The 521-nt window shown below is 57.8% G+C and carries 1 protein-coding gene; it reads left to right on the forward strand.

Annotation, left to right across the window (positions count from 1 at the left end; translation table 11 throughout):
• Nucleotides 1-23 precede the first annotated feature (23 nt).
• The coding region (locus tag ACI79E_RS22435) for a hypothetical protein (protein ID WP_456934789.1) at nt 24-521 on the forward strand (498 nt) is incomplete at its 3' end.

Consider the following 521-nt stretch of genomic DNA (forward strand, 5'->3'; position numbering starts at 1 on the left):
CTGTTGTTCGACTTCGTGACAAGTTGGGCGTCAAGCACGTCCGGTATGGCTTGGCTCGCAAGAACGATGACTTGATTGCGCCCTTCCTGGAGGACATCCCTCAGGGGAGCAAGCCCAATCAATTTGTCGAGCCCCCGGATAACGACCGCATTTTGCACGCCAAGTGGTTCGAGGTGGTGGACGCTAATGGCGAAGCGCTCGTGATGACCGGTTCGGTCAATGCAACGCAGCAAAGCCTTTGGAATACCAACAACATCGAGGTTTCCCTGATTCGTCACGTGGCTCAGTCGATGACAGCTGCTTGGCGGAAGACCGACGAGGTTCCGCGTTACATCCCGTGCGAATATCCCGCGCCCTTGGCTGCCGATGACACAGTGAATGCTGTGGCCCATATCACGCGCCATCACGTGCTCGAGGTGTGTTGCTCACCAGTGCCGGCCTCCCAGGAGGTGCAGCTCGATTTGCATCATAGCGAAGGTCATTTGTCGCCCTTGACCGCGACGCTTGATGCGCAAGGGCGC

It is taken from the genome of Geodermatophilus sp. SYSU D00079 (genome assembly GCF_054050635.1).